We start from the raw sequence: 18,331 nt of genomic DNA, 5'->3' as shown, positions 1-18,331 counted from the left end.
GCCATCCCATCAGGGCGCGCAGTGCGCCCTGATGCCTTTCTCAGGGCCTGTCGGCCCGCTCCACCTTGCCCACCAGGAATTTGTGCACAAAACGCGGCACCACTTCGCTGGCCAGGCCGTAGTGTTTCTCGTCGAACTGGCTCTCCACCTGGCTCGGCTCCAGATTCAGCTCCATGGCGTAGGCGCCGCCCAGCCGCGCCTCATGCACGAAGCCGGCCGCCGGATAGACGTGGCCGGAGGTGCCGATGGCGACGAAGAAATCGGCCTTGCTCAGCGCCTGATAAATATCGTCCATGCCCAGCGGCATCTCGCCGAACCACACTACGTGCGGCCGCAGCGGCGCCGGGAACTGGCAGCAGTGGCAACGATCGTCGACGCTGAGATCGCCAGGCCATTCGAACACCTGGCCCGACTGGGTGCAGCGCACCTTCAGCAATTCGCCGTGCATGTGCAGCACTCGCTTGCTGCCGGCGCGCTCATGCAGGTTATCGATGTTTTGCGTGACCAGCAGGAAGTTGTCCCCCAGCCACTCTTCCAGATCCGCCAGCGCGCGGTGCGCGGCGTTCGGGGCGATCTCCTCCGTCTGCAGCTGGCGGCGGCGTTCGTTGTAAAACGCCTGCACCAGCGCCGGATCGCGCTGAAAACCTTCCGGCGTGGCGACGTCCTCCACCCGGTGCTCTTCCCACAGCCCATCCGCGGCGCGGAAGGTGCGAATGCCCGATTCGGCCGAAATGCCGGCGCCGGTCAACACCACCACAAACGGCTTTTTCAGCTCGGCCGCCGCCATGGTGTCACGGTGAAAAATGCGTGAACGAAAGCGCTGATGCAGCACATGCTTACTCTTGCGAAACTGACACAGCCGATGGCGAGTGTGCATTAACTCTCTCCTTACTTTTCCCTGTTTACCAAATTGAGGAACGCTGCGCCGCGCACGCCGCCGGCGTCGCCATAGCGCGCCTTCTCGATGCGCGGCAGCCGGGCCACCCGCAGCAGATGCGCCGGCAGCCGCTGCGGCAACGCCTGGTAAATGGCGTCGAAGTTCGACAGCCCGCCGCCGATCACCACCAGGTGCGGATCCAGCACCGTCAGCAGGTTGCCCAGGCAGATCGCCAGCACGTCCATAAAGCGGTCGACGTGAGCCACCGCCTGCGGCTCACCTGCCTGATAATGCGCAATGATCTCGGTGGCAGGCAAGTGCCGGCCATAGAAATGGGCGTACATCCATTCGAAACCGCGGCCCGATATGTAATTTTCAATGCAACCCTGATGGCCGCACCCGCAGGCAACGCGAGGCACATCACGCCCCAAGACCTCGAGCGCGTCCACCGGCAGGCGCAAATGGCCGAACTCGCCGGCAATATAGTTACGCCCAGGCACCGTCTTGCCGTCGACGACCAGCCCGCCGCCTACGCCGGTGCCGAGGATGATGCCCAGCACCGTCGGGTAGCGGCGAAACTCGTCGTCCCAGGCCTCCGACAGCGCAAAGCAGTTGGCGTCGTTATCGACCCGCACCTCGCGCCCGATCAGCGCCGCCAGATCGCGCGGCAGCGGCCGCCCCATCGCCGCCGGCACGTTGGCGGTAAACAGCGTGCCGTCATCGTCGTTGGGCAGACCGGGGATGCCGATGCCGACGCTGCCGCGCCGGCCGCAAAACGCATCCGCCTCAAGGGTCAGATCGCACAGCGTGGCCAGCAGCTGCCGGTAATCTTCACGCGGCGTCGGCACCCGCTTTTGCCAAATACGCTGCAGGTGGTCGTCGAATACCCCCAGCTCAATCTTGGTGCCGCCCATATCGAAACCGTAGTACATAACCCATCCCCAGGCTAAAAAAACGGGGCGGCATCGCTGCCTCCCCGTGGGTTTTATTGTCCGCTCAGCACCCGCGCCGGGTCGATGCGGCTGGCGCGCCTGGCCGGATACCAACTGGCCAACAGGCTCAGCACGATGGCGGTCGCCAGCACGATCAGCACGTCCAGCCAGTGCAGCTCGGAAGGCAGGAAGTCGATGAAGTAGATATCGCCCGACAGGAAGGAGTGGCCGACCAGTTTCTCGATGCCCCGGATGATGTTGGTCAGCTGCAGCGAGGCGATCAACCCGATCACTACGCCGCTCAGGCTGCCCAGCAGCCCGGCCAGCAGCCCGTACCAGATGAAGATGGCGCGGATAAAGCCGTCTTTGGCGCCCAGGGTGCGCAGCACCGCGATGTCGGCGCTTTTGTCTTTCACCGCCATTACCAGCGTGGACACGATGTTGAAGCAAGCCACGCCTATCACCAGCACCATCGCCAGGTACATAATGGCGCGGATCATCTGGATATCGCGATACATGTAGCCGTACTTGCCGATCCAGCTTTTGATGTAGATATAAGAATTGGTCACTTCGCCGGCGTCGCGCACCAGTTTATTGGCGGCGAACACGTCGTTCATCTTGAGGGCGATGCCCGTGACGCTGTCACCCATGTCGAGATACTGCTGCGCATCGGCCAGCGGCACCAGCGCCAGGCTGTGATCGAGCTGGCCGCTGAGCTGCAAAATGCCGGTCACGTGCAGACGGATGCGCTTCGGCTGCAGCAGCTTCATTTCCGGGTCGCTGTTGGGGATCATCACCGTCACATAGGCGCCCTGCTTGACGCCCAGCGCGTCGGCCACGCCCTTGCCGAGGATCACCTGCTGCTCGCCGGGCTTGAAGTTGGCCCAGGCGTCGCCCTGCACGTACTGCGGCAGCGCGCTCAGTCGGCTCTCCTGCTGCGGATCAACGCCTTTGACTTCCACCGCGCGCAGCTGCGCGCCGTTCTCCATCAGGCCGGTAAAGTTGATGTACGGCGCGGCGGCCACAATGCCCGGCACCTTTTCCACCCGCTGCAGAATCGACGGCCAGCCGCTGAACGGCTGATTGACCGGCTCGAGTTCGCCGTGCGGCACCACCGCCAGAATGCGGTTCTTCAGCTCGCGCTCAAAACCGTTCATCGCGCTCAGGCCGACGATCAGCACCGCCACCCCTAGCGCAATGCCGATGGTGGAGATGACCGAGATCAGCGACACCATGCCGCCGCGTTTACGGCCGCGGCTGAAACGCAGGGCCGTCAGGAAGGACAGTGAGGCTCCCGCCATTACTCGGCCCCCATCAGGGTCAGCTGCGCCTGCAGGTGGCCGTCGGCCATTTCCAGCTGGCGGCTCAGGCGCTTGGCCAGCTGCAGATCGTGCGTCACCACCAGAAAAGCGGTGCCCTGACGCACGTTCAGCTCGCCCAGCAGATCGAAGATGCTGTCTGCGGTGCGTTTGTCCAGGTTACCGGTCGGTTCGTCCGCCAGCACCAGCGCCGGGTTGTTGACCAGCGCGCGCGCGATCGCCACGCGCTGACGCTCGCCGCCAGAGAGCTCGGACGGGCGGTGCTTGCTGCGTTTTTCCAGCCCGACCGCCGCCAGCATCTCCCGCGCCTTCTCCTGCGCCTGCGCCGGCTTGGCGCCGCCGATCAGCAGCGGCATGGCGGCGTTTTCCAGCGCGGTGAAGTCCGGCAGCAAATGGTGAAACTGATAGATGAAGCCCAGCTGGCGGTTGCGCAGCTCGGCCTTGGCCGCCGAAGACATGGCGTTCAGCGATTCGCCCTTGAAGATCACCTCGCCGGAGGTCGGTGAGTCCAACCCACCCAGCAGGTGCAACAGGGTACTCTTGCCGGAACCCGAGCTGCCGACGATCGCCATCATCTCGCCCTGCTGCATGGCAAAGCTGACATTGCGCAGCACGTCGGTGTGCAGATTGCCTTCCTGATAGGTCTTGCACAGGTTGTCACACTGCAGCAAAAGATGGTTACTCATAACGTAAAGCCTCAGCGGGTTGTACGGCGGCAGCGCGCCATGAAGGATAAAGCGTTGACAACAAGGAAACCGCCATCGCCACCACGGCGATGATCGTTACCTGCAGCGGATCGACCGCCACCGGCAGCGAAGCGCCGTCGATCAAGGCGCCGAGGATCGGCATCAGGTTATTCAGGTTGGTGGCCAGCAGCACGCCGAGCAGCGTGCCGAGCAGCGAACCGATGATGCCGGCGCTGGCGCCCTGCACCATAAACACCGACATGATCTGGCGGCGAGTCAGCCCCTGGGTCTGCAGAATGGCGACCTCGCCCTGCTTTTCCATCACCAGCAGGCCGAGCGACGTAATGATGTTAAACGCCGCCACCGCCACGATCAGGCTGAGCAGCAGCCCCATCATGTTTTTCTCCATGCGCACCGCCTGGAACAGCTCGCCCTTGCGATCGCGCCAGTCTTTCCAGACCGTGCCCGCCGGCAGCGCCTGTTGGCTGAGGGTATCGACCGCCAGCGGCTGCTGCAGGAACAGGCGCCAGCCGGTGATGTTGCCCGCCGGGTAGCGCATCAGGCGCGAAGCGTCCTGTTGGTTGACCAGCAGCTGATAGCCGTCCACCTCGCTGTTGGCGTGGAAGGTGCCGATAAGGGTGAACAGGCGCTGGCTGGGTATGCGGCCCATCGGTGTGAACTGGCTGGCGCTCGGCACCATCACGCGCAGCGAATCGCCGCGCTTGACGCCGAGTTGCCCCGCCAGCTGTTCGCCGATGATGATGTTGTATTGGCCCGGCTGCAGCTGTTGCTGCTTGACGTTGACCAGATACGGGGTCAGCGGATCGGCTTCGTCGGGATTGACGCCGAGCATCACCCCGACCGCCACGCTGCGGGCGCTTTGCAGCACCACGTCACCGGTGGTCAGCGGTGCGACGCGCGTGACGCCCTGCAGCTTCTGCACCTCGGAGGCCGGCAGCTGCTGCGGGTTGACCGATCCTTGCGGACTGGTAACCAACGCCTGCGGCATCAGGCCGAGGATGTTGTTCTCCAGATCCTTTTCGAAACCGTTCATCACCGACAGCACGGTGACCAACGCCATCACCCCCAGCGTAATGCCGATGGTGGAAAGCCAGGAAACAAACCGCCCGAAGCGGTCTGAGGCTCGCCCGCGCATGTAGCGCAGGCCAATGAATAACGCGACAGGTTGATACATGAAATCCGTTTGATAGCCGTGGCTTAAGCAAAGTGATCATGGATAATAAAGGCTCTCCCTCGTTTAGGGAACACCCGGCGGCCTTTTATTGCGCCGGGCGGCCCCTCATCCGGCGTCTCGCTTGAGCAGGTTATAGACCGACACCCGCGAGATGCCGAGCGCTTCGGCCACCATGGTGGCCGCGCCGCGCAGTTGCAAATACCCTTGCTGCTTCAGCTGTTGCACCACCTGAAACCGCTGTTCGGAAGACAAAGCGCGCGGCTGGGTGGCATGCGACGCGGCGAACGCGTTGATCGCCGCGGCGATGTCCGACAGCGAGCGTGCACTCTCCGCCGCCTGCGGCGCGGCGCTTTGCACCACCGCCGTCAGCTGCTGCAGGATAGCGGTGACGCTGTTGAAGATAGACACATCCAGATTGAGGCAAATCGCCGCCACAAAGCGGCCCTGGCTATTGCGCAGGCCGATCGAGGTGCTCTTGGCCGGGCGCCCGTCCGGAAACACGCTGGCGTAGTTCTGCACCACGTCTGGAAACTCCGGCGACGCGATGCGCTCCAGCCCCATTTCCGTCGCGGCGTCGCCGATGCGGCGGTTGGACAGATTGTTGGCGATGGCGACAATGGCGCGATCGGGCTGGGTCAGATCGTGCAGCACCACTTCGCAACCGGGCGCGAACATCACGCCCAGCGCCTGAACAATTTTTTCCGCTTCGCGCAGCAACAGCGCATTTTCCTGCCTGAGATCGCTCATTAAGTTAACCATTTGACAATAACTTTACAAAGAGTAAATTAAAAATCCACACCAAGCAATGTATCGTCCATCACTTACCTGTGCGAGGTCGCCATGAGTTCAGTCCCACGCTGCATCACCGCCACCGATATTGCCACCGCCGCCGACGTTATCGCCGGGCATGCCCTGCGCACGCCGGTCATGACTTCGCGCCAGGCCGACCAGATCGCCGGCGCGCAGCTGTTCTTCAAGTGCGAGAATTTTCAGCGCATCGGCGCCTTCAAATTTCGCGGCGCCTATAACGCCATCGCGCAACTCAGCGCAGAGCAGCGTCGGGCCGGGGTAATCGCCTTTTCATCCGGCAACCACGCACAGGCGATGGCGCTGGCGGCGCGCGAATTGGGCGTTAGCGCCACCATCGTAATGCCCCATGACGCCCCTGCGGCCAAGCTGGCGGCGACGCGCGGCTACGGCGCCAACGTGGTCATCTATCAGCGCCACAGCGAAGATCGTGAAGAAATCACCCGACGCCTGGCCGCAGAGCGGGGCCTGACGCTGGTGCCACCGTACGATTATCCGCAGGTGATCGCCGGCCAGGGCACCGCCGCCAAGGAGCTGTTTGAAGAGACCGGGCCATTGGATCTGCTGTTGGTGTGCACCGGCGGCGGCGGCCTGCTGGCCGGCAGCGCGGTAGCGGCGCATCACTGGTCGCCGGGCTGCCGCGTGTTCGGCGTCGAGCCCGAAGCCGGCAACGACGTTCAGCAAGCCTTTCAGCGCGGTGAACCGGTGCACATCCCGGTGCCGAAAACCATTGCCGACGGCGCGCAGACCCAACAGGTCGGGCGGCTGACCTTCCCGATCATTCAAGAATATGTCGAAGGCATTCTGACGGTCAGCGACGCCCAGCTGTGTCGGCAAATGCGCTTCTTTATGGAGCGGATGAAAATGGTGGTTGAGCCGACCGGCTGCCTGGCGGCCGCGGCGGCGATGAACGGCCTGCTCGATCTGCACGGTAAAAAGGTCGGCGTTATCGTCAGCGGCGGCAACCTTGACGTCGACAAGATTGCGCACTATCTCGCCCTGGCCGGCGAAAATTAACGCGGCGCATCGGTTAAATAACAGGCGGAACATCAGGGTATAGCGCTTTTTGCTGTGTCAGTTTGGCGGCCGCTGGGCTACTATAAACAGCATAAAGGCGCTGGGTTATCCGTGCCGGAACGCCCTCTAACACATTGATTAAAGATACCTGAATGAGCACTTCCGATAGCCGTAACCGTTCCTCATCCCCCCGTTATTCTCTGCCCGATCGCGCGGGCGATCTGCGCCAGCTGGGGCAACTGACCGGCGCGGCCTGCGCCGTGGAGTGCGCCGAGATCGTCGAACGCCACCCTGGCCCGGTGATGCTGATCGCGCCGGACATGCAGAACGCCCTGCGGCTGCGTGACGAGATCCAGCAGTTCACCGACCAGATGGTGACCACGCTGTCCGACTGGGAAACCCTGCCGTACGACAGCTTCTCGCCGCATCAGGAAATCATCTCGGATCGCTTGTCAAGCCTGTATCACCTGCCGACCATGGCGCGCGGCGTGATCATTCTGCCGGTCAACACCCTGATGCAGCGCGTCTGCCCGCACGAGTTCCTGCACGGCCACGCGCTGGTGATGAAGAAAGGCCAGCGCCTGTCGCGCGACAAGCTGCGCGCGCAGCTGGAACAGGCCGGTTACCGCAGCGTCGATCAGGTGATGGAGCACGGCGAATTCGCCACCCGCGGCGCGTTGCTCGATCTTTACCCGATGGGCAGCGATGAGCCTTACCGCATCGACTTCTTCGATGACGAAATCGACAGCCTGCGCATCTTCGACGTCGATACCCAGCGCACGTTGAGCGAAGTCGAGGCCATCAATCTGTTGCCGGCCCACGAGTTCCCCACCGACAAAAACGCCATCGAGCTGTTTCGCAGCCAGTGGCGCGAGCAGTTTGAGGTGCGCCGCGACGCCGAGCACATCTATCAGCAAGTCAGCAAAAGCGCCTGGCCGGCCGGCATCGAATACTGGCAGCCGCTGTTCTTCAGCCAGCCGCTGCCGTCGCTGTTCAGCTACCTGCCGGCCAATACGCTGATCGTCAACACCGGCGATCTGGAGGGCGCCGCCGAGCGCTTCTGGCAGGACGTCAACCAGCGTTACGAAAGCCGCCGCGTCGATCCGATGCGCCCGCTGCTGGCGCCGGATACGCTGTGGCTGCGCGTCGACGCGCTGTTCGGCGAGCTGAAGGCCTGGCCGCGCATCGCGCTGAAAACCGCTGAGCTGCCGGCCAAGGCCGGCAATACCAATCTGGACTACCATGCCCTGCCCGATCTGGCGGTGCAAGCGCAGCATAAATCCCCGCTGGATAACCTGCGGCGCTTTATCGAAGGCTTCGACGGCAGCGTGATTTTCTCCGTCGAGAGCGAGGGGCGGCGTGAAACGCTGCAGGATCTGCTCGGCCGCATCAAGCTGGCGCCGGCGCTGATTCAGCGCCTCGATCAGGGGGAAACGGCGGGCCGTTACATGATGGTCGGCGCCGCCGAACACGGCTTCCTCGACGGCCTGCGCCAGCGGGCGCTGATCTGCGAAAGCGATCTGCTCGGCGAGCGCGTCAGCCGCCGCCGGCAGGACAACCGGCGCACCATCAATACCGATACCCTGATCCGCAACCTGGCGGAGCTGCATCCCGGCCAGCCGGTGGTGCATCTGGAGCACGGCGTCGGCCGCTACGTCGGCCTGACCACGCTGGAGGCCGGCGGTATCAAGGCCGAGTACCTGATCCTCTCCTACGCCGGTGAGGACAAGCTGTACGTGCCGGTTTCTTCGCTGCATCTGATCAGCCGCTACGCCGGCGGCGCGGACGAAAACGCCCCGCTGCACAAGCTGGGCGGCGACGCCTGGACGCGCGCGCGGCAGAAAGCGGCCGAGCGCGTGCGCGACGTGGCGGCGGAGCTGCTGGATATCTACGCCCAGCGCGCCGCCAAGGCCGGTTTCGCCTTCAAACACAATCGCGAACAGTATCAGCTGTTCTGCCAGAGCTTCCCGTTCGAAACCACGCCGGATCAGGAACAGGCGATCAACGCGGTGCTGAGCGACATGTGCCAGCCGCTGGCGATGGACCGCCTGGTGTGCGGCGACGTCGGCTTCGGCAAAACCGAAGTGGCGATGCGCGCCGCCTTCCTGGCGGTGGAAAACGGCAAGCAGGTGGCGGTGCTGGTGCCGACCACCCTGCTGGCGCAGCAGCACTTCGACAACTTCCGCGATCGCTTTGCCACCTGGCCGATCCGCATCGAAATGATGTCGCGCTTCCGCAGCGCCAAAGAGCAGCAGCAGGTGCTGGACGACGCGGCCGAAGGCAAAGTGGACATCATCATCGGCACCCACAAGCTGCTGCAGAGCGATCTCCGCTGGAAAGACCTGGGGCTGCTGATCGTCGATGAAGAACACCGCTTCGGCGTGCGCCATAAAGAACGCATCAAGGCGATGCGCGCCGACGTCGATATCCTGACGCTGACCGCCACGCCGATCCCGCGTACCCTGAACATGGCGATGAGCGGCATGCGCGATCTGTCGATCATCGCCACCCCGCCGGCGCGCCGGCTGGCGGTGAAGACCTTCGTGCGCGAATACGACAGCCTGGTGGTGCGCGAGGCGATCCTGCGTGAAGTGCTGCGCGGCGGCCAGGTTTACTACCTCTACAACGACGTGGAAAACATCGAGAAAGCGGCGCAGCGCCTGGCGGAATTGGTGCCGGAAGCGCGCATCGCCATCGGCCACGGCCAGATGCGCGAACGCGATCTGGAACGGGTGATGAACGATTTCCACCACCAGCGCTTCAACGTGCTGGTGTGCACCACCATCATCGAGACCGGCATCGATATCCCCAGCGCCAACACCATCATCATCGAGCGGGCCGATCGCTTCGGCCTGGCGCAGCTGCACCAGCTGCGCGGCCGCGTCGGGCGTTCGCACCACCAGGCTTACGCCTATCTGCTGACGCCGAACCCGAAAGCCATGGGCACCGACGCCCATAAACGGCTCGAAGCCATCGCATCGCTGGAAGATCTCGGCGCCGGTTTCGCGCTGGCGACCCACGATCTGGAGATCCGCGGCGCCGGCGAACTGCTGGGCGAAGACCAGAGCGGCCAGATGACCACCGTCGGTTTCTCGCTCTACATGGAGCTGTTGGAAAGCGCCGTCGATGCGTTGAAAAACGGCCGCGAACCGTCGCTGGAAGATCTCACCAGCAGCCAGACCGAGGTGGAACTGCGCATGCCGGCGCTGCTGCCGGAAGATTTCATTCCCGACGTCAATACCCGTCTGTCGCTGTACAAGCGTATCGCCAGCGCGAAGAGCGACGGCGAGCTGGACGAGCTGAAAGTCGAGCTGATCGACCGCTTCGGCCAGTTGCCGGACGCGGTGCGCAACCTGTTGCAGTGCGCGGCGCTGCGCCTGCATGCACAGAAGCTGGGCATCAAACGCATCGAGAGCAACGAGCGCGGCGGCTTTATCGAGTTCGGCGACAACAACCGCGTCGATCCCGGTTATCTGATCGGCCTGTTGCAGGGCAATCCGCAGGTTTACCGCCTGGACGGCCCGAGCAAGCTGAAGTTCACGCTCGATTTGGCCGACCGCCAGAAACGCCTGACGTTCACCGAAGATCTGCTGGACGCCTTCCGCGAACACACGCTGGCGGCCTGAGCCAACGCCTCCCGCCGGCGCGGCGGGAGGCGGCTTATTCGCGCGGGAAACCGGCGCCCAGCGGCGCCAGCTGCATCACGCGGCTGGTCACCACCCGATTTTTACCGCTGCGCTTCGCCTCATATAACGCTTCGTCAGTCATGGCGATCGCCTTGTCCAGCGTCATACCGGGCAGATACAGCGACACGCCGATCGACAGCGTGATGTGCGCTTCATCGTGGGCATTCAGCAAGAACGTCGAGCTCTCCACCGCGCTGCGAATGCGCTCCGCCACCCCACCGATGACCAGCGGATCGTAGCTGGCGGTGATCACCATAAACTCCTCGCCGCCGTAACGCCCGACGAAGTCCTCGTTGCGCACGCTGTTTTGCAGCAGCCGGCCGACGCTGGCCAGCAGCACGTCGCCGGCCGGGTGGCCGTAGGTGTCATTGATCTTTTTGAAATCATCCAGATCGAGGATCATCAGCCCGCACGGGCGGCGTTCGGCGCGCTGCAGCATCAGGTGGTAATCGACGCTGGCGCGGTTGTTGATATGGGTCAGGCTGTCGGTCGTGGCGCGGGCGCGCATCGCGAAATAGGCGTAGATGTGGCGCTCTTTGAAATTCAGCGCATGGTAGCAAATCGCCAGGCAGAGCGCGGAAACCGCCTGGTACAGCAACACGTCCAGCCATAGCCCGCTCATGTCCACCAGCAGCCACACCACCGCGATGCGATACAGTGCGATGGCGCCGATCGTCAGGTAAAACACCCAGTGGGATTTCTTCAGCCACACGCGCGACAGCAGCAACGGCACCAGGATTGAGGCGATAAACAGGTTATCGACGGTGAAACCGCCGGTCAGCGCCATGGCGAACAAAAAGCTCACCAGCCCACTGATACCGCCGCCGAAAAAAGTCACCAGGATCATCGGAATCATCGAAAAGCTGTAGTGCACCTTATCGGTCAGCTCCAGCCGGTCCTGGCTTAAATACAGCACTGCCACCCCGGCCAACAGGCCGAATACGACGCGCTTCCACAGCGCAGAGCGATAGGAGAACGGCGCGTTTTTACTGAGAACGAAATAGCTTACCGACAGCGTGGCGTAGGTGATGCAGGCGTCGCTGTAAATGGCGGGAATGGACGCAATGTAGGTCATAAATAGTCAGCGGCTCCTCGGGATCGCCAGGGGTTGATATGCAGACGTTGAATAACGCATCCCTGTCGTCTCCGCTTCGGCGGCGGCTATTTTACACAGTCTATTAATAGAGTAGCAGTTCTATCTTATCGCCAAGCCGTCTATCTCACGATGCGCGCTTCAGGCTACTCTGTGCTTTGTGTTATCGGGGGAGAACCGCATGAATATCGACGATGAACTGCAGGCGCTCAGCGAACAGGAAGCGACGCTGGCCTTTACCCATTTTGACGCCGCCACCGCCTGGGAGCTGGGCGCGGCGCTGAAAACCGCCGCCGAGCGGCGCGGCCTGAGCATCGCCATCGAGATCCAACTGGCCGGGCAGACGCTGTTTTATTACGCCATGCCGGGCGCCACGCCGGACATCGCTGACTGGGTGCGGCGCAAGCGCAATCTGGTGAATCATTTTCACAAAAGCTCTTATGCTATCGGCCTGCGCCTGCAGCAGCGGCAAACGTCGCTGGAAGAGCGCTACGGGCTGAGCGTGCGCGACTATTCGGTGCACGGCGGCGCCTTCCCGCTCACTCTGACCGGCCTCGGCTGCATCGGCAGCATCAGCATTTCCGGCGCGCCGCAGAAGGAAGATCACCAGCTGCTGGTAAGCACTTTAGCCCACTTTCTCGGCTTATCCCTGCCCGCGCTCCACTAGCCGTTAAAACCTTGATTATTCCTTTCCTTTTCAGCCGCAGAATCTGCGGCTGACTTATCTGTTATCCGCATTTAGCGCCAAACAAAAGGGCGACTCTCTGATTTCCTGTGCCAAATTGACACAGGTCTGGTAATCCGCTGAACAAAAGGCGTATGGTATCTGTCACGTGACAAGACGGACCTCATCGGGCCCGCCATTCCTTTCACTTTTGAAGATTTGGTACGCACCGTAGATGAAAACGCATGAAATAAACAAAATTCGCCCCTTCAGCGCGCTGATAGACGCCTGCTGGCGGGAACCTTATAGCCTGGCGCGGTTGCTGAAAGACGCTATCGCCGGGGTGACGGTCGGTATTATCGCCATCCCGCTGGCGATGGCGCTGGCGATCGCCAGCGGCGTGCCGCCGCAGTACGGCCTGTATACCGCCGCCATCGCCGGGATCGTCATCGCCGTCAGCGGCGGTTCGCGCTACAGCGTCTCCGGCCCTACCGCCGCCTTCGTGGTGATCCTGTATCCGGTTTCGCAGCAGTTCGGATTGGCCGGCCTGCTGGTCGCCACGCTGATCTCCGGGGTGTTTCTGCTGCTGATGGGGCTGGCGCGCTTTGGCCGGCTGATCGAGTACATTCCGCTGCCGGTGACGCTCGGCTTTACCTCCGGTATCGCCATCACCATCGCCACCATGCAGATCAAGGACTTCTTCGGCCTGCAGCTGGCGCACACGCCGGAAAATTACGTCGGCAAGCTGTACGCCCTACTGCAGGCGCTGCCAACGCTGGATTTCGGCGATACCCTGATCGGCGCGGTGACGCTCCTGATCCTGATCTTCTGGCCCAAGCTCGGCCTGCGGGTGCCTGGCCACCTGCCGGCGCTGCTGGCGGGCACCGCGCTAATGGGTCTGCTGGCGCTGTTTGACCACCCGGTGGCGACCATCGGCTCGCGCTTCAGCTACCTGCTGGCCGACGGCAGCAGCGGCCAGGGCATCCCGCCGATCCTGCCGCAGCTGCTGCTGCCCTGGGATCTGCCGGGCGGCGGCGGGCAGCCGTTCACCCTGAGCTGGCAAACCGTTTCCGCCCTGCTGCCGGCGGCGTTTTCGATGGCGATGCTCGGCGCGATCGAATCGCTGCTGTGCGCCGTGGTGCTCGACGGCATGACCGGCAAGAAGCACAACTCGAACAGCGAGCTGATCGGCCAGGGTGCGGGCAACATCATCGCGCCGTTCTTCGGCGGCATTACCGCCACCGCCGCGATTGCCCGTTCGGCGGCCAACGTGCGCGCCGGCGCCACCTCGCCGGTGTCCGCCATCATCCACGCGCTGCTGGTGCTGTTGGCGCTGCTGGTATTGGCACCGTGGCTCTCTTACCTGCCGCTGGCGGCGATGGCGGCACTGCTGCTGATGGTCGCCTGGAACATGAGCGAGGCGCACAAGGTGATTTACCTGCTACGCCGGGCGCCGAAGGACGACATTCTGGTGCTGCTGCTGTGCATGTCGCTGACGGTGCTGTTCGATATGGTGATCGCCATTACCGTGGGCATCGTGCTGGCGTCGCTGCTGTTTATGCGCCGCATCGCCCGCATGACGCGGCTGAGCGAGCTGAGCGCCGGCGGCGGCCGCCTGGTGCTGCGGGTGAACGGCCCTCTGTTCTTCGCCGCCGCCGAGCGCATCTTTACCGAACTGCTGGCGCGCAGCGAAGGCTACCGCACGATCGTGCTGCAATGGGATGCGGTGCCGGTGCTCGATGCCGGCGGCCTGAGCGCCCTGCGGCGCTTTATCGACGTGCTGCCGGCGGACAAAAAGCTGGTGATCACCGACGTCCCGTTCCAGCCGCTGAAAACCCTGGCGCGTGCGCGGGTGCAGCCGATCGAGGGCCGCCTGCAGTTCTACCCGACGCTGCCGGAAGCGCTGGCGGCCACCGGCGCCTAAACGTAAAAAAGCCCGACGAGTCGGGCTTTTTTTATGGCGACGAACGCTTAGTTGCTGGTATCCAGCTCCGGGAAGCTCTTCACCAGGTCGTCGATGGCTTTCATCTGCGCCAGGAACGGCTCCAGCTTGTCCAACGGCAGCGCGGACGGGCCGTCGCACTTGGCGTTTTTCGGTTCCGGGTGCGCTTCGAGGAACAGGCCGGCCAGGCCAACCGCCATACCGGCGCGCGCCAGCTCGGCCACCTGAGCGCGGCGGCCGCCGGACGCGGCGCCGAACGGATCGCGGGTCTGCAGCGCGTGGGTCACGTCGAAGATCACCGGATGGCCGCCGGTCACGTTCTTCATCACGTTGATGCCCAGCATGTCGACCACCAGGTTGTCATAGCCGAAGTTGCTGCCGCGATCGCACAGGATCACCTGATCGTTGCCGCCTTCTTTGAACTTGTCGACGATGTTGCCCATCTGCCCCGGGCTGACGAACTGCGGCTTCTTGACGTTGATCACCGCGCCGGTTTTCGCCATCGCTTCCACCAGATCGGTCTGACGCGCCAGGAAGGCCGGCAGCTGGATCACGTCAACCACTTCGGAAACCGGCTGCGCCTGCGCCGCTTCATGCACGTCGGTGATGATTTTCACGCCGAAGGTTTTTTTCAGCTCTTCGAAGATCTTCATCCCTTCTTCCAGGCCCGGACCGCGGTACGAGTGGATGGAAGAACGGTTGGCCTTGTCGAAAGAGGCTTTGAATACGTAAGGGATGCCCAGTTTTTGCGTCACGGTGACGTAGTGTTCGCAGATGCTCATCGCCAGATCGCGCGATTCCAGCACGTTCATACCGCCAAACAGCACAAACGGCAGATCGTTTGCTACGTCGATATCGCCAATGCTAACCACTTTCTGTTTCATGCTTTCGCCTTTGTTAAGGTTGTAACCGTCGCCTTGCAAACTGCACGGAGTCATTGAATTAATGCAGCGTCACCTGTTTCGGCTCAATCGAGTGGATCTGTACTTTGATCACTTCGCTGACCGGGTCTTCAGGACACTGCTCGACAAAATAGTTGAGGTCGGAAATCGCGATATGGTTGCACTCCAGCTGGGCGTAAATCAGCCCGCGGTCGCGGATCTCGTACGGGTCTTCCGGATCGAAGCACAGCACCGTTTCGCTGGTGCGCAGCGCCATTTCCAGCTGCTTTTCTTCCATCAGGGCGGCCTTCAGCGTATCGAGCATCTTGCGCACCACCATGATGTTCTCCGACTCGTCGAGATCGTCGTCTTCCAACTCGGCGCCCAGCCCCAGGTTGCCCTTGATCCACACTTCCAGCTGGTGTTCGCTCAGGGTTTCGCCGTTCAGCGGGTTGATCAGCCACAGCTCTTCGTCCAGCCAGTCGGCGCGCAGGATCAGCTGAGTGGGGAAAATCACCGGCAGCAGCGGCAGGTCCAGCGCGTTGGCGATATGCAGGAAGATAGTGCCCAGCGAGACCGGCGTGCCCTGCCGCGCTTCCAGCACCTTGTCCAGCCAGATGGCGTCCGACAGGCGGTACACGCCGCTGGCGCCGCCGAATCCCCAGGTCTTGTAAAACAGTTCGATGAGCGCATCCAGTTGCTGCTCCTGAGTGATATCGACCGGCACCGCCGCGCGCGCTTCGTCCACCAGCTGTTGCAGCTTGCGCTCCACGTCGGCAACCGGGAAATCGCGCCGCACCGACTGCGACACCAGGATCACCCCTTCGCTCAGCGGCGAGGCGTTAAATTCAAAATCAGCAATGCTACTCATAGGTATCCCATCAGAAACGGTATTTTCGTCGTGGCAAGTTTAATTATCAGGTACAGGCAGCCCAACGCCAGCACGAACGCCACGGTTCGTAGCCGCTGACTTTTGGTCTTCTTGCCCAATGCGACGTAGCCAAGCAGGATATAGATAATAACGCCAAACAGCTTCTCGGTCAGCCATGAGTCCATACCCAGCAGCGGATAAAACCCGAACGTCACCACCAGCGCGATGCCGCTGACGAACAGCAGCGTGTCGTTCAGGTGCGGCGCTACCTTGACCCAGCGGCGGCCCATGATCGGCGAGCGGCGCCACTGCCAAAAGAAACGCAGCACAAACAAGGTAATACTGATGGCGACCGTCAGCAAATGGAAATGTTTCAACGCGGTGTATGCAGTCATGATGCTCCCTTAAATGGCTCGGGCGTCGTTATTATGAGAGGCGCTTATCCCGGCCATTGGCCGAGCGTCACGCGGTCGTTGTCGCCATAATCACGGTGGGTGGCGACAGCGGAAAATCCGGCGGCCTGCAGCAGCGCGCGCACGCTCTCGCCCTGCTGCCAGCCATGTTCCAACAGCAGCCAGCCCTGGGGCTGCAAATGGTGCGGCGCCTGGCGCACGATGGCGGCCAGATCCGCCAACCCACGATCGGCGGCGACCAGCGCGCTGCCGGGCTCGAAGCGCACGTCGCCCTGCGACAAATGCGGATCGGCGGCGTCGATATAGGGCGGATTGCTGGCGATCAGCGCGAAGCGTTGCCCCGCCACCGGCGCAAACCAGCTGCCCTGTAGAAATCGGACGTTGTCGATCTTCAGCTTGTGCGCATTGTGCTGCGCCAGCGCGACCGCTTCCGGCTGCACATCGACGCCGATAGCCGAACAGTCCGGGCGCTCGCTGGCCAGCGCCAGCGCGATGGCGCCGGTGCCGGTGCCGAGATCGAGGAAGTGGCAGGGTTGCGGCGGCAGGCGCGCCAGCGCCAGCTCCACCAGGCATTCGGTATCCGGGCGTGGGATCAGCGTTGCGGGTGAAACCGACAGCGGCAGCGACCAAAATTCGCGCTCGCCCACCAGATAGGCCACCGGCTCACCGCGTTCGCGGCGCGCCAGCAGCGTCTCCAGCTGCTGTTGCTGCGGTGGCGTCAGCAGGGTTTCACCGAACGCCATCAGGAAGGTTCTGGCCTTGCCGGTCACGAAACCCAACAGGATTTCCGCGTCGCGCCGGGCGCTGTCGCTGTGGGTCAAACGCGCGGCGGCGGCTTTCAGCCAGTGTTGATAGTCCATCACTCTTGCTCGGCGGACAGCGCAGCCAGCTGATCGGCCTGATACTCCTGCACGATCGGCTGGATCAGCATGTCCAGTTTGCCTTCCATCACTTCGTCCAGGCGGTAGAGCGTCAGGTTGATGCGGTGGTCGGTCACCCGCCCCTGCGGGAAGTTGTAGGTGCGGTTACGGTCGGAACGGTCGCCGCTGCCCAGCAGGTTGCGGCGAGTGGACGCCTCGGCCTGCTGGCGCTTGGCCATCTCAGCGGCGCGAATGCGCGCGCCCAGCACCGACATCGCCTTGGCTTTGTTTTTGTGCTGTGAACGCTCGTCCTGGCACTCTACCACGATGCCGGTCGGCAGGTGGGTGATGCGGATTGCCGAGTCGGTGGTGTTAACGTGCTGGCCACCGGCGCCGGAGGAGCGGAAGGTGTCGATTTTCAGATCGCCCGGGTTGATGTCCGGCAGCTCGGCTTCCGGCACTTCCGGCATCACCGCCACGGTGCAGGCAGAGGTGTGGATGCGCCCCTGGGATTCGGTTTCCGGCACGCGCTGCACGCGGTGGCCGCCGGATTCAAACTTCAGCTGGCCGTACACGCCGTCGCCGGAGACTTTGGCGATCACTTCTTTAAAGCCGCCGTGCTCGCCTTCGTTGGCGCTCATCACCTCGACGCGCCAGCGGCGGCTTTCCGCATAGCGGCTGTACATGCGGAACAGATCGCCGGCGAAGATCGCTGCCTCATCGCCGCCGGTACCGGCGCGCACTTCGAGGAAGCAGCTGCGCTCATCGTCCGGATCTTTCGGCAGCAGCAACACCTGCAGCTGCTGCTCCAGCTCTTCGCTGGCCGCCCGCGCCTGTTTCAGCTCTTCCTGCGCCATCTCGCGCATTTCCGGATCGTCCAGCATCATTTCCGCCGTCTCCAGATCCTCCTGCACCTGACGCCATTCCAGGAAGCAGCGGCTGACGTCGGTCAGCTGCGCGTATTCTCGCGACAGTGCGCGGAACCGGTCTTGGTCGGCGATAACGCCGGCATCGCCGAGCAGCGCCTGCACTTCTTCATGGCGCTCTTGTAACGCTTCCAGTTTGGCAACAATAGAAGGCTTCATGCG

Annotated in this window: 16 protein-coding genes; 4 read left to right on the top strand and 12 right to left on the bottom strand. The window is 62.9% G+C overall.

The genetic code is table 11. The annotated features are described in order from the left end of the window. Window positions 1-40 precede the first annotated feature (40 nt). From cobB to EKL15_RS04190, 6 genes are all read right to left on the bottom strand, one after another. Window positions 41-877 (bottom strand): Sir2 family NAD+-dependent deacetylase, encoded by an 837-nt coding sequence (cobB, locus tag EKL15_RS04215; RefSeq protein WP_089185860.1) that lies wholly within the window; start codon window positions 875-877, stop codon window positions 41-43. Window positions 878-888: 11 nt separating this feature from the next. Beyond that, window positions 889-1,809, bottom strand: a complete 921-nt coding sequence (nagK, locus tag EKL15_RS04210) for an N-acetylglucosamine kinase (protein WP_084826366.1) — start codon at window positions 1,807-1,809, stop codon at window positions 889-891. A 53-nt stretch (window positions 1,810-1,862) separates the two neighbouring features. Then, window positions 1,863-3,110, bottom strand: coding sequence for a lipoprotein-releasing ABC transporter permease subunit LolE (gene lolE, locus EKL15_RS04205; protein WP_089185859.1), 1,248 nt, complete (start codon window positions 3,108-3,110; stop codon window positions 1,863-1,865). Further along, the gene (gene lolD, locus EKL15_RS04200; RefSeq protein WP_004941120.1) at window positions 3,110-3,814 is read right to left on the bottom strand and encodes a lipoprotein-releasing ABC transporter ATP-binding protein LolD; all 705 of its coding nucleotides are present in this window, start codon (window positions 3,812-3,814) and stop codon (window positions 3,110-3,112) included. The genes lolE and lolD overlap by 1 nt, the downstream gene beginning before the upstream one ends. Beyond that, on the bottom strand, window positions 3,807-5,009 hold the full coding sequence (lolC, locus tag EKL15_RS04195; protein WP_038877815.1) for a lipoprotein-releasing ABC transporter permease subunit LolC: 1,203 nt from the start codon (window positions 5,007-5,009) through the stop codon (window positions 3,807-3,809). The genes lolD and lolC overlap by 8 nt, the downstream gene beginning before the upstream one ends. A gap of 105 nt (window positions 5,010-5,114) precedes the next feature. After that, on the bottom strand, window positions 5,115-5,756 hold the full coding sequence (locus tag EKL15_RS04190) for a transcriptional regulator (protein WP_038877816.1): 642 nt from the start codon (window positions 5,754-5,756) through the stop codon (window positions 5,115-5,117). A 93-nt stretch (window positions 5,757-5,849) separates the two neighbouring features. On the opposite strand from EKL15_RS04190, the gene EKL15_RS04185 reads away from it, so the two are divergent. Both EKL15_RS04185 and mfd read left to right on the top strand, forming a co-directional pair. Next, entirely contained in the window at window positions 5,850-6,833 is a 984-nt protein-coding gene (locus tag EKL15_RS04185) for a threo-3-hydroxy-L-aspartate ammonia-lyase (RefSeq protein ID WP_193158988.1), read from the top strand. Window positions 6,834-6,985: 152 nt separating this feature from the next. Next, the gene (gene mfd, locus EKL15_RS04180) at window positions 6,986-10,459 is read left to right on the top strand and encodes a transcription-repair coupling factor (RefSeq protein WP_100396286.1); all 3,474 of its coding nucleotides are present in this window, start codon (window positions 6,986-6,988) and stop codon (window positions 10,457-10,459) included. Between the two features lie 34 nt (window positions 10,460-10,493). Here the strand turns inward: mfd and EKL15_RS04175 are convergent, their stop codons facing one another. Continuing rightward, window positions 10,494-11,594, bottom strand: coding sequence for a GGDEF domain-containing protein (locus tag EKL15_RS04175; protein ID WP_049202546.1), 1,101 nt, complete (start codon window positions 11,592-11,594; stop codon window positions 10,494-10,496). Window positions 11,595-11,793: 199 nt separating this feature from the next. Between EKL15_RS04175 and EKL15_RS04170 the strand changes: the two genes are divergently transcribed. Both EKL15_RS04170 and dauA read left to right on the top strand, forming a co-directional pair. Next, window positions 11,794-12,279 carry a heme-degrading domain-containing protein gene (locus tag EKL15_RS04170; protein ID WP_060440173.1) on the top strand — a complete coding sequence of 162 codons (486 nt, stop codon included), beginning with the start codon at window positions 11,794-11,796 and terminating at the stop codon, window positions 12,277-12,279. 232 nt (window positions 12,280-12,511) lie between these two features. Then, window positions 12,512-14,200 (top strand): C4-dicarboxylic acid transporter DauA, encoded by a 1,689-nt coding sequence (gene dauA / locus EKL15_RS04165; protein WP_203088861.1) that lies wholly within the window; start codon window positions 12,512-12,514, stop codon window positions 14,198-14,200. A 47-nt stretch (window positions 14,201-14,247) separates the two neighbouring features. Here the strand turns inward: dauA and kdsA are convergent, their stop codons facing one another. The 5 genes from kdsA to prfA are packed head-to-tail and all read right to left on the bottom strand — an operon-like array spanning window position 14,248 to window position 18,328. After that, window positions 14,248-15,102, bottom strand: coding sequence for a 3-deoxy-8-phosphooctulonate synthase (kdsA, locus tag EKL15_RS04160; protein WP_100396368.1), 855 nt, complete (start codon window positions 15,100-15,102; stop codon window positions 14,248-14,250). Between the two features lie 58 nt (window positions 15,103-15,160). Next, the gene (gene sirB1 / locus EKL15_RS04155; protein WP_038872030.1) at window positions 15,161-15,970 is read right to left on the bottom strand and encodes an invasion regulator SirB1; all 810 of its coding nucleotides are present in this window, start codon (window positions 15,968-15,970) and stop codon (window positions 15,161-15,163) included. After that, window positions 15,967-16,368 carry a SirB2 family protein gene (locus EKL15_RS04150; RefSeq protein WP_170310367.1) on the bottom strand — a complete coding sequence of 134 codons (402 nt, stop codon included), beginning with the start codon at window positions 16,366-16,368 and terminating at the stop codon, window positions 15,967-15,969. Before EKL15_RS04150 ends, sirB1 begins: the two co-directional genes overlap by 4 nt. Window positions 16,369-16,409: 41 nt before the next feature. Beyond that, window positions 16,410-17,243: a peptide chain release factor N(5)-glutamine methyltransferase gene (gene prmC, locus EKL15_RS04145; protein WP_060419374.1), complete on the bottom strand. Its 834-nt coding sequence runs from the start codon at window positions 17,241-17,243 to the stop codon at window positions 16,410-16,412. Beyond that, window positions 17,243-18,328: a peptide chain release factor 1 gene (gene prfA / locus EKL15_RS04140; protein WP_033638166.1), complete on the bottom strand. Its 1,086-nt coding sequence runs from the start codon at window positions 18,326-18,328 to the stop codon at window positions 17,243-17,245. Before prfA ends, prmC begins: the two co-directional genes overlap by 1 nt. Window positions 18,329-18,331 lie beyond the last annotated feature (3 nt).

This window comes from Serratia sp. 4542, assembly GCF_016805595.1.
GTDB lineage: Bacteria > Pseudomonadota > Gammaproteobacteria > Enterobacterales > Enterobacteriaceae > Serratia > Serratia nevei.
This window is presented reverse-complemented; position numbering and strand designations above follow the sequence as displayed.

What these genes read in the sequence shown, in the direction of transcription:
- cobB (WP_089185860.1), bottom strand. Translation starts at nt 877, where the DNA reads ATGCACACTCGCCATCGGCTGTGTCAGTTTCGCAAGAGTAAGCATGTG.
- nagK (WP_084826366.1), bottom strand. Translation starts at nt 1,809, where the DNA reads ATGTACTACGGTTTCGATATGGGCGGCACCAAGATTGAGCTGGGGGTA.
- lolE (WP_089185859.1), bottom strand. Translation starts at nt 3,110, where the DNA reads ATGGCGGGAGCCTCACTGTCCTTCCTGACGGCCCTGCGTTTCAGCCGC.
- lolD (WP_004941120.1), bottom strand. Translation starts at nt 3,814, where the DNA reads ATGAGTAACCATCTTTTGCTGCAGTGTGACAACCTGTGCAAGACCTAT.
- lolC (WP_038877815.1), bottom strand. Translation starts at nt 5,009, where the DNA reads ATGTATCAACCTGTCGCGTTATTCATTGGCCTGCGCTACATGCGCGGG.
- EKL15_RS04190 (WP_038877816.1), bottom strand. Translation starts at nt 5,756, where the DNA reads ATGAGCGATCTCAGGCAGGAAAATGCGCTGTTGCTGCGCGAAGCGGAA.
- EKL15_RS04185 (WP_193158988.1), top strand. Translation starts at nt 5,850, where the DNA reads ATGAGTTCAGTCCCACGCTGCATCACCGCCACCGATATTGCCACCGCC.
- mfd (WP_100396286.1), top strand. Translation starts at nt 6,986, where the DNA reads ATGAGCACTTCCGATAGCCGTAACCGTTCCTCATCCCCCCGTTATTCT.
- EKL15_RS04175 (WP_049202546.1), bottom strand. Translation starts at nt 11,594, where the DNA reads ATGACCTACATTGCGTCCATTCCCGCCATTTACAGCGACGCCTGCATC.
- EKL15_RS04170 (WP_060440173.1), top strand. Translation starts at nt 11,794, where the DNA reads ATGAATATCGACGATGAACTGCAGGCGCTCAGCGAACAGGAAGCGACG.
- dauA (WP_203088861.1), top strand. Translation starts at nt 12,512, where the DNA reads ATGAAAACGCATGAAATAAACAAAATTCGCCCCTTCAGCGCGCTGATA.
- kdsA (WP_100396368.1), bottom strand. Translation starts at nt 15,102, where the DNA reads ATGAAACAGAAAGTGGTTAGCATTGGCGATATCGACGTAGCAAACGAT.
- sirB1 (WP_038872030.1), bottom strand. Translation starts at nt 15,970, where the DNA reads ATGAGTAGCATTGCTGATTTTGAATTTAACGCCTCGCCGCTGAGCGAA.
- prmC (WP_060419374.1), bottom strand. Translation starts at nt 17,243, where the DNA reads ATGGACTATCAACACTGGCTGAAAGCCGCCGCCGCGCGTTTGACCCAC.
- prfA (WP_033638166.1), bottom strand. Translation starts at nt 18,328, where the DNA reads ATGAAGCCTTCTATTGTTGCCAAACTGGAAGCGTTACAAGAGCGCCAT.